Annotated in this window: 9 protein-coding genes; 1 reads left to right on the top strand and 8 read right to left on the bottom strand. The window is 39.9% G+C overall.

All coding sequences use genetic code 11. The features are described from left to right. Both AC4PL9_RS13455 and AC4PL9_RS13450 read right to left on the bottom strand, forming a co-directional pair. Nucleotides 1-417: hypothetical protein (locus AC4PL9_RS13455; protein WP_491605265.1), on the bottom strand; the 417-nt coding region annotated here is incomplete at its 3' end. Beyond that, a complete protein-coding gene (locus AC4PL9_RS13450; protein WP_491605264.1) occupies nt 417-1,022 on the bottom strand; it encodes an RNA polymerase sigma factor in 606 nt (201 codons plus the stop codon). The genes AC4PL9_RS13455 and AC4PL9_RS13450, both read right to left, overlap by 1 nt. A 155-nt stretch (nt 1,023-1,177) precedes the next feature. Here AC4PL9_RS13450 and AC4PL9_RS13445 point away from each other — a divergent pair, with 155 nt between their 5' ends. After that, nucleotides 1,178-1,666 (top strand): SixA phosphatase family protein, encoded by a 489-nt coding sequence (locus AC4PL9_RS13445; protein WP_491605263.1) that lies wholly within the window; start codon nt 1,178-1,180, stop codon nt 1,664-1,666. Here the strand turns inward: AC4PL9_RS13445 and AC4PL9_RS13440 are convergent. Genes AC4PL9_RS13440 through porU form a run of 6 tightly spaced genes read right to left on the bottom strand, consistent with a single transcriptional unit; the run spans nt 1,630 to nt 9,561 of the window. Continuing rightward, complete coding sequence (locus AC4PL9_RS13440; protein ID WP_491605262.1) at nt 1,630-2,394, bottom strand: rhomboid family intramembrane serine protease; 765 nt, start codon at nt 2,392-2,394, stop codon at nt 1,630-1,632. The genes AC4PL9_RS13445 and AC4PL9_RS13440 overlap by 37 nt on opposite strands. Nucleotides 2,395-2,449: 55 nt before the next feature. Beyond that, complete coding sequence (locus tag AC4PL9_RS13435; RefSeq protein WP_491605261.1) at nt 2,450-3,376, bottom strand: DUF2279 domain-containing protein; 927 nt, start codon at nt 3,374-3,376, stop codon at nt 2,450-2,452. Nucleotides 3,377-3,419: 43 nt separating this feature from the next. Further along, a complete protein-coding gene (locus tag AC4PL9_RS13430; RefSeq protein WP_491605260.1) occupies nt 3,420-3,896 on the bottom strand; it encodes a cytidine deaminase in 477 nt (158 codons plus the stop codon). A 6-nt stretch (nt 3,897-3,902) separates the two neighbouring features. Beyond that, nucleotides 3,903-4,382, bottom strand: coding sequence for a 2-C-methyl-D-erythritol 2,4-cyclodiphosphate synthase (ispF, locus tag AC4PL9_RS13425; protein WP_491605259.1), 480 nt, complete (start codon nt 4,380-4,382; stop codon nt 3,903-3,905). A 3-nt stretch (nt 4,383-4,385) separates the two neighbouring features. Continuing rightward, nucleotides 4,386-5,663, bottom strand: coding sequence for a type IX secretion system outer membrane channel protein PorV (porV, locus tag AC4PL9_RS13420; RefSeq protein WP_491605258.1), 1,278 nt, complete (start codon nt 5,661-5,663; stop codon nt 4,386-4,388). Between the two features lie 58 nt (nt 5,664-5,721). Next, nucleotides 5,722-9,561, bottom strand: a complete 3,840-nt coding sequence (gene porU, locus AC4PL9_RS13415; RefSeq protein ID WP_491605257.1) for a type IX secretion system sortase PorU — start codon at nt 9,559-9,561, stop codon at nt 5,722-5,724. Nucleotides 9,562-9,875 lie beyond the last annotated feature (314 nt).

Here is a 9,875-nt window from a genome sequence, read left to right as displayed (position 1 = left end):
TCCCCGTTCTTCACTCGAAGCCTCTCTACTACCAACTCCCTGTGAATAAAACATTTCCGAAGTTATAACTTCCGCACTTTCGTCTTTTTCCTCTACCTGTACTTGCTGTTGTGTAGCTTCCAAACTCTCATTCTCGACAACTGTTGTACTCTCCTGATCTGAAATTTGATGATTCTCTTCAACAAGCGCAACCTGTTCGTTTTTTACATCACTAAATGGGGAGTACCAGATTACAGCTCCCACAACCGTTAGAACAGCTGCTGTACCTGCAAACCACCACCAGACAAACCTCTTTTTCTTTGGCTCTCCATCCAGCATCGCTTCCATCTCATCCCAATAGGACTCCTTGAAATCGAACTGCATCGCATTTATTTCATCGCGAGCCAACTCGTCAATATGGTCATCGTTTTCTTTCATTAAATCACCATTTTATTCAATTTTTCTTCTATCCCTTCTATTTTCGCTAACATCTCCCGCAACATTTTTCTTCCAACAGACAAATGCCACTTTGATGTCCCGTCACTCATTCCCAACTGTTCAGCAATTTCTTTGTGACTATATCCTTCAATCACGTAAAGAACAAAAACCTGTCTGGTCAGATCGGGTAAACGAACTATCATTTTTTTGATATCCATTTCTTCCAGAGATTCTAACCCCGCATTGGAAGAAGATGTTTCTCTCGATTCCAGATCCCTATCGTTTTCGTATTTATCTACTTTCTCATTATAGTTCCTATTCTTTCTATATTCATCAATTATAGTATTCACTACAATTCTTCTGGACCAGGAGAAAAATACTTTCGGGTTTCTGTCTATCGATTTTATACTCTTGTTTATTTTAAGAAAAGCCAGATTGAGAACAGAACGGGCATCTTCTTCATTTCCATAGTAACTATAGCACACAGACATATGCATACGAAAGCAAATCTCGTAAAGTGACTTTTGCGCCCTTCTGTCAGACTTCTCGCAACCTTCTAATATTTCAGGTGTTACCTGCATGTATATCCCGGAAACAATCCGCATTCTATTTATTGCAATTTAACCATTTTTTTAAACCTTGTTTTCCAACTCTGTTTAAAGAGGAACGTAAATGCACTTAAAACGGTTGGTATAATTCCTCTTTTTTTGATTTTTGTAAGAAATTTTGTAACTTGTGAGTACCACAAACACAAAATGCTATGTTAACACTTCAAATTCTCCGACATGCCAATGCGGAACGAAATTCGGCATCCGGAAGGGACTTCGACAGAGACCTGAGTCCCGAAGGTTTTTTTCAACGACTTGCTATCAACGCACATTTCAGGGAGTTAACCCATTTTCCCGAACAGATTTTTGTCTCTTCAGCAAAAAGAACAGTTGCAACTTATGAAGGTATTCGGGAATTCATGAAAACCACAGCGGTCTATTCCGACGATTTGTATCTTGCTTCTTTGGATAATCTGATTGACTTCTTAGAAGATAACGTTTCTGAAAGCTCTGTGCTTCTTGTCGGACATAATGACGGAATCTCCGAACTGGCATCTTACCTTATCGGAGATTATATTTCGTTATCAACAGGAGGGTATATTGAAATTGAACTACACATTGATCAATGGAATATGCTCACATCCGGATGCGCTTCTGTAATTCATCATTTTGAACCATCCGTTGCTTCATCGTCTTTCTGATCTTTCTTTTTATGTACAAATTCATAATGCACCTGTATAGCAGGTGCTTTTTGTTCATGCTTAGGAAGATGCTCTGCGTTTAATTCACGCCATTTCGCTTCCAGATCTTCGGGTTCAATACCCATTTCCTGTTCTACTTCGTACTGGTATTTTGGAGACTGTGGACCTTGTTTACGAAAAATAAAAGAAAGTATAATCCCTGTCCCCAACCCAAATAAATGCCCTTCCCAGGACACATGTGCCTGCATGGGAAAAATCCCCCAAATCAAACTACCATATAAGAAGACAACAAACAAAGACACCCCCATTAACGGCCGATAGTTGCGTAAAGCCCCTGACATAAACAAAAAACCGACCAGTCCGTAGATCACTCCGCTCATTCCGATATGGTAACTATCTCTAGCAATCAGCCACGTAAACAACCCTGTAAATATCCAAACCATGGCAAACACCTTAAAAGCTATTTTCCGGTAGAAAAAGATCAAACTTGCCAATAATACAAAAATGGGAGCAGAATTATTCAGGATGTGATTAAAGTCATTTTGACCATGAATAAGCGGCATAAAAAGAACTCCCCGTAACCCACTCCAGTCACGTGGCTTCACACCCCATTCGTACAAATCTAACCCTAACTCGTAATCCGCCAGATAACTCGTCCACATGAGCAACAATAACATAATCGGATAACCGAAAACTTCGTATTTATTAGGATTGAACTGATTCATCATTCCTCTATCGACAAATTACATTCCTTTTTTAATCCCGTGACATAATGGCAGGGCATTAATAGTACAGCCAGTACCCTCTTGTTCCTCTCGAACTGAATCCTATAGCCGGGAAAGGAATTTTCAAAACATTAAAGTTTGACAACAAAGCTTTCAACCAGGGCTTCTTTACAGGTATTTTAGACAGGTTGATGTCTAATGAAAGAAAAACTTCTCGATAAGCGGAAAAGGTCTTCGTTTCTGTCCCCTGTTGAACAGCATAATATTCAACATCACTCTTTAACTTTTCCCGCACACTATAGCCTACGCTTAAACAAAGCCAATCCGGCACTTTCCAGTTCTTAGGCGTAATATCTCCAAGACTCACAGAGAGCCAATACGTTTGGGCATTATAATCTTTCAACAACTGCTCAACTCCACTTCCCAGTACTTCAGGTCTGTACTTTGCGTAAGGAGAAGGATAAAATGAAAATTTGGGTACAAGGATTTGCTTTTTAAACAACAGTTCCTGACTTGTAAACAAAATAATTCCTCCTGTATTTGCCAATACATCTCCGTATGAGAATCCATAGCCTTCTGAGAATCCATCCATTAACTCGAAAGTACCCTGAAATGCAAAACTGTACAAACCCGAAATAAGAAGACTATTCCTCTGACTCACCCCAGACCAGCGATACAGTGCATGGACTCTATTCTGTATCCAATATGCCGTATAAGTATGTCCCAGCTTATCCATTTGCAACCAGTGCCGGTTATCATTAAAAAAAGTGAAGTTCGTTTTCGCCTGATTCTTATACCAGACCTGGGAAAGCCCTATCATAGAACCGGCATAAACAGCCGCAACACCTGTTGACACTCCTATAAATTTTGGTTTATTTAGTGAATCCGAGGTGGCAAAAAATGATTTTTTCTCCTGTGACCATATCAAGGCAGGAATCAGTACCAAGGTCAATAAAATCACTCTTATTTTCTGATAACTTTTCATGATACTCATTTACCTGAAACAGGTTTCCATCAATGACCTTAGGTTACATTCCAAACGGGAAAGGTAAAATGCCTAAAGCATCCTCCATAACAATCGTTTTTCCATTACTTCCACACAAGTACAGCTGAAAAGATTCTTTTTGTCGCTTAATAACTTCTGCAATTACCTGGCGACAACTACCGCAAGGAGAAATAGGCTCAGTATCATTCACCAAATCACCTTTTGCATAAATTGCCAGCTTTTTCACCTTTCGTTCAGGATAGTTTGCTCCCACATAAAACAAAACGGTTCGCTCAGCACACAAACCTGAAGGAAAAGCTATATTCTCTTGATTATTTCCCAGAAAAACGGTTTCATCATCCAGCAAAACAGCAGCTCCTACCTTAAATGCTGAATAAACTGAGTAGGCTTTTTCAGACGCTTTCATTGCTGCTTCGATTACCTTTACCGTACCTTCATCCAATTCTTTATAACTATCGTGCACAGTGTATGCGAACTCAAACTTTTTGTATTCTCCCATAGGTATTCATTTCTTAATCAGCAAACAACAAGCATAGGCTTTTATAGCTCTTTTCTCACCAAAAGAGTCTACTGTTTCGTGTGTTGTTGCTTTAACAGAAACACAATCTTCATCTACTTCCAGAAGTGTACTGATTACTTTCTGCATTTCCGGAATATACGAACTTAATTTGGGTTTTTCGAGAACGACAGTTGTATCAATATTATTTACGGCGTAGCCTTTCTCTTTCATCATGTCGAAAACTCGTTGAAGGAGAATTTTACTGTCTATTCCTTTGAATGCAGGATCTGTATCGGAGAAATGGTATCCGATATCTCTCAATGAAAGCGCACCTAAAAGAGCATCACACACAGCGTGTAGTAGCACGTCTGCGTCAGAGTGTCCAACAGCACCAAAATCCGAAGGGATTTTTACCCCTCCAATAAACAAAGAATGTCCATCGGCTAACCGATGGACATCAAAACCATATCCGATTCTTAACTTCATTTGTTATTCTTCATCAGCCGATTTTGCCACCGAAGATTTTTTATCAAACACAAAACGAAGTGTAAATCGTAATGTATTTGCCAGTGGGTTTAATCTTGAAAATGCCGCCAGATAGGAAATATCCAATCCAAAAACATTGTACTGAAGTCCGATTCCAAACGTCAGGTACTGTCGATTCCCCTTGGATCTGTCTTCATGAAAATATCCTGTACGAACAGCAAATACTTCATTATACCAATACTCCAATCCTACCCCAAAATTAATCTCGCGAATTTCTTCTCCGAAACGGCTATTCTTTTTAATCTGTACTTCTCCGTTCTCAACAATAGCTTCTCCATTTTCATCTAACAATGCTCTTCCCGGAGCATCTCCAAAAGACTGGAAAATACCGGTAATAACCCCAACATTGTTATCCTTTCCGATCCAGTAATCATTTCCATCATTTCCGTTCACCATAACCTGAGGTGTCGGAACCAACAATTTGTTAACGTCTACTCCGAAAGTAATTGCATTGTATTCGTCAATATGCGTTTTTACAGCTGTTCCTAAACGCAGATTCGTAGGTAAGAAATCCGTTGCGCCATTCTGAGAATACGTAATCTTATTTCCTATATTGGAAATTGTCAGTCCCACTCCTACTTCAGCTTTTTTACCAAACCATTTCTTTTCCTTATCATAATAAGAGAATGATAAATCTGCTGCTCCTGCCTGACCAGCTTTTGTGTTTGCTCCCTGAACAGTAGTTCCTCCCGTCAGGTTAGAAAAAATATATTTTCCGTTCAAACCGATAGAAAAAACACGACTTAACTGGAATGCATACCCCACTGTCAACTCAAGTTCAGAAGGCGTAAAGTCTCTTACTTTTTTTCCCTGTACATCTGTAAATGTAATGTTCCCCAAAGAAAAGTAACGCAACGATCCTCCTACAGCATGACGCTCTCCGATTTTTTTATATCCGGACAGATAAGACAAGTGGATGTCTTTTGCCAGACGCTGCAACCAGGGAGAATACGATACTGCTATTTCAAAATCCTTTTCAGCAAACGCCAGCTTCGATGTATTCCAGTAAAGAGAATTGGCATCAGGAGAAATCCCCGCACCAATATCCCCCATAGCCCCGGAACGGGAATCGGGTGTTATTCCAATAAACGGAACGGCTGTTGTAATTGTGTTTAACTGAACCTGCTCCGCTTTGTCAAATTGATTAGGATTCGTTCCCTGCCCCAACACAAAGGAGAAAGAGGCAAGTCCTATAGCAACGGTTATAAATTGTTTAATCATCTAATTCTAAATATAGTGCCACAAATATACGTTTTTTCACTGTTTTTATTGTGTGGGATTATTTTAACAATACCAATTTCTCAGTTTTATCTGCTTTTGTACCGTCTGGAGCTTTCACTGACAGGCGATAGACATATACTCCTTTCGCCAACTGATCTCCAAAATCATCTCTTCCATCCCAGGCAATTCCATTGGAACGGAAACCGCAGGTCGTAACCGGTTCATTAATTGTTTTTACCAACTTTCCGCTTATTGTAAAGATCTGAACCTGTACTTCCAATGAAGCATCTACCTGATTGTGTTCAAAGAAAAACTCCGTGTGTGTCGTAAACGGATTTGGATAATTTAAAACGTGATCGATTGTTATTTCTTTATTCTCCACAACCATAAAATCCATTGTCACTTCCGAACTGTTGTTATTAACGTCCCAGGCTTTAAATGTCAGTGTGTGCCTTCCTGGCTCAAGGTTTTCAAACTGATAACGAATTGCTCCTTCCTGATAACTATCCAATTCTGCCTCGTAGTAATCATTCAGAACAATAGGCGAACTTGTTTTCCCATCGAGAATAGCCGTTATATCGTGTCCAATTCCATTACCCACTGCATTAATTCCATTTTCATCAAATAGCTTTGCAATAAGTACTGGATTTTCATTTGTCATTCCTCCGCTCACAAATTTCTCATCATTCATAAACAGATTGACATCGGGGCCCTGGTTATCATCCAGACCATCCGGATTTACTCCTCCTACAATTACTCTGAAATCAGCCCCGGCACCATCTATGTTATCCGAGTTTGCATACAGACTAATTTTTCCGTTACCAAAAGAATAGTTTATATCCTTTGGAACGACAAAAGTAAATTCAAACGCTCCATTGGTAACAGTTGACTTTCCTCTATACAAGATATTCTTCTGTGTCTGAAACGTCAACTGCGGAGATCCCGGATCCTGAGCAAGCGTCTGGTTATCCAGCGGCTTATCAAAGACACTTGGTACAGCGACTCCGTTAAGTCCAGTCAGAGGATTTCCGTTTTCATCCTCAACATGAGCCTTTATTGTCACCTTGCTCAACGATCGTAACGTATCCATTTCTACAGAAGGAGCTTTACCATTTACAGAATCAACAACAACATTTACTTTCGGTAATGACAATCGAAGTGCCGGATCCCCCAAAAGCATAAAGCTTCTTCGGTTCGCATCCGAAGTGGAGTTATTTTTTGTCATCATCAGAGTTTCCCCCATTGGAATAGGAAGCAAGTTAGCATCCCTGTTAAATACATAATCATATAAAGCCCCTCCAACGATTGAATTCACATTAATATACACCGGACGGGTTGTTGTCATAAGGGATATTGCACCTCCTTTATCCGACAGGTACATATACTCTCCGGCTGACAATCTGGAAGGATCATCAAAACGGGTAAACTCACAAGTAGCCGAAACAAAAAGTGGAAGTTTATCAATATTTCTCCATGACTGAATCTGCGGAATGGTTATAATACGTTCCAGTGCAAGGCCGGTTTCGCCTCCGTGTCCTACATAATTCATCAGAACTGTACCTCTTTCAATTCTTGAATTGATCAAAGGCGGAACATCCGGATAACGCTGCCCGCCAGCAGTTGTTACCTGTGTAAAAGCATCTAAGTAGATCTTATCATAATTCAACTCCGGGAAAATTGCCGAATAATTGGCAACGTATCCTTCATGATCAAGAACGAACTGCCCTCCATCTTCGTCATCTGCAATATGCGTAACCCACAAACGCCAGTCCCCGTAAGTTCCGTCATTCTCCGTTCCACATGCACCGGATTGCGTCGATGCAAATAAATCTGAACCATTATTTTTATAATGTACAATCTTATCTACTAACATTTTTGCCTGACCGGTAGTAGATGCGATAATTCGCCCTACTCCAAGATCAAGTCCGTCTGCTCCGGAAAACGACTCTGAATCATCCAGCAACCCAAAGAAATCATCTGAGGTCAGTGAAGTAACTACATTTTCAGAGTTATCACTCTGATAAGTAACAATTCTATTATTATTGTTGGCTACCCGATCTTTAGGATCGTATGTTCCATCCCCGAACAAACACAAATATTTCGGCATATCAGCAGGATTACCTGAAGCTCTGTCATAAAACATTTTAGCAAAAAAACGAATGGCTACGGGATCAGTTTTACCGGCAGAAAACTCGTTATAAACCTGATTAGTCGTAACCACGTGTACTGTCATCCCATCCGCCCTGTGAATATCAGCTAACCGATTCGCCTGTGAAAGATAATCAGGATGAGAAACAATTAAATATTCCGCTTTTCCTAATGCATGTAAGTTTTGATTTTCAACCCTACCTACTGCCTCAGGAACAAGAAGTGAAGAATGCGTAAATGCAACAAACTGACGCAATGAATCTGCTGCAAAACGGAAACCAAAAGTACTTCCTGAAACGGTTCCGTTTACCACTCCAGGAACATGCGGATCGGTTATTTCCCACACATTCATATTCCCTACACTTCCAGACAATGTATACTGGCCTATATTTCCAACACCCACCGTCCTCAAATCCCTGTAAGTTACCTGTCCTCCACTGTACGAAAGACTCCTGCGGTAATTCACTTCTATCTTGTCCAACCAGGCAATCGTTGAAGGGTTTGTCCTTTCCAATACCATTTTCACGGACGCTGATGAACCTGTCACGGTATGGTTAGTTGTCTGAAAACTACGATTCGCAAAATTATTTCCTCCCACAACCGTGAAAGGGTAACTTTGTACCTGACTATTATTCAAGTAAACCCGCATCTGATTCGATCCTCCCGAATTGGCATAAGCTAACGAAGTGAATAATTTCACTTGCTCTTCTGTCTGAATTCCCGGAAGCGAAAAATTGAATGTGTATTCTAATTGAAAGTCAAATTCCTCTCCATACCATCGCTTCCCGCTTTTAATCAGATTCCGTTCATCTTTTTCATGTGTCACAACCTGATCACTTCCTGCAATAATGTGCGTAGCAGGTAAGTTTGTGAGATCAGCACCGGAAATACGTAGGGGTGGCGTAGAAGAATTTACTGAAATATAATAGTAACTGTATGCATCATACAGATGCTTTTTCTTTGATAGAATCCCACCTGTCTCTACAACTATTTCATCCGGCCCTACTCCATAAAAAACAATGTAATCATTTGCATCAAAGCTACCATCTCCTCCTCCAACAATTTCTATTGCGTTTTTTACCAAATCATCAGGTCGATCAATTGAATTATCTTCCGGCAACATTCCCGTTGCATTACCATAAATATGAATGTGGTCCGGATTTAGCCCTGAAGTATTTATTCCCAAACCGTCTAAAAAAGCCTTGTCCAAACGATACATTCCTGTTGATGAAATCCGGACTTTGTACCACTGTCCATTTCCCAAAACAGATGAAGTTACAAATCCTGCTTTCGTTTGAAAGGACAGCGGAGTAAGCGTTGAGGAAAAATAAATCTTTTTTACTCTTTTCAACTCATTGTTTTGCATTACATAGGGAAAAATCTCAATCCCTATGAAATAATCTCCCCGGTCAGACGCCCGCTTAAAACTATACTCAGGATTCACGGGAATATCCAACCCGTTATCCAAAACAAACTGACGATCAAAAGAACTTGCCGGTTCCGTTTCAAAGTTCACAATTGAAACACTAGCCGCATTCGAGCGAAGCAATTTATCTCTTTTCCGAAATATCGATACAGGTCGCCCTTTCTTATCATATTCAAGATCCACCGCCGGAAATTTAAGCTCTTCCTCAAATCGGGTAACGGTCCTGAACTCTCCCTTCCAATTGAGTTCCACCTCAAATGCATTCTGAGAATAAAGAGAATAAAAAGAAAAAAATGTAACAATTCCTACTAAGCAACGTATCATCCGATTGTATATTTGCGACAATATTACGAAACACTACAAAATCATTCCCGTTCAAAAGGGAACGATTTGTAAAAAAACGGAAATTTCAAAAAATTATTGTCAATTCGTTGACAACTTTTGAGACTAATTCTTTTTTTTTTCGTAACATTGGCGGTTGATTGTGTTATAGTAATTGCAATAAACATGCAGAAATTGAGCAACTGGAAAAACTACATACTTGCTATCTTGGCATTTTCCTGGGTATTTCAGGAAGTAAAAGCGCAAGACCCCATATTTACACAATTCTATGCAAATCCTTTGTATCTGAATCCTGC

It is taken from the genome of Wandonia sp., assembly GCF_984588085.1.
Note: the sequence above shows the minus strand (reverse complement) of the source record. Positions and strands in the feature narration are given on the sequence as shown.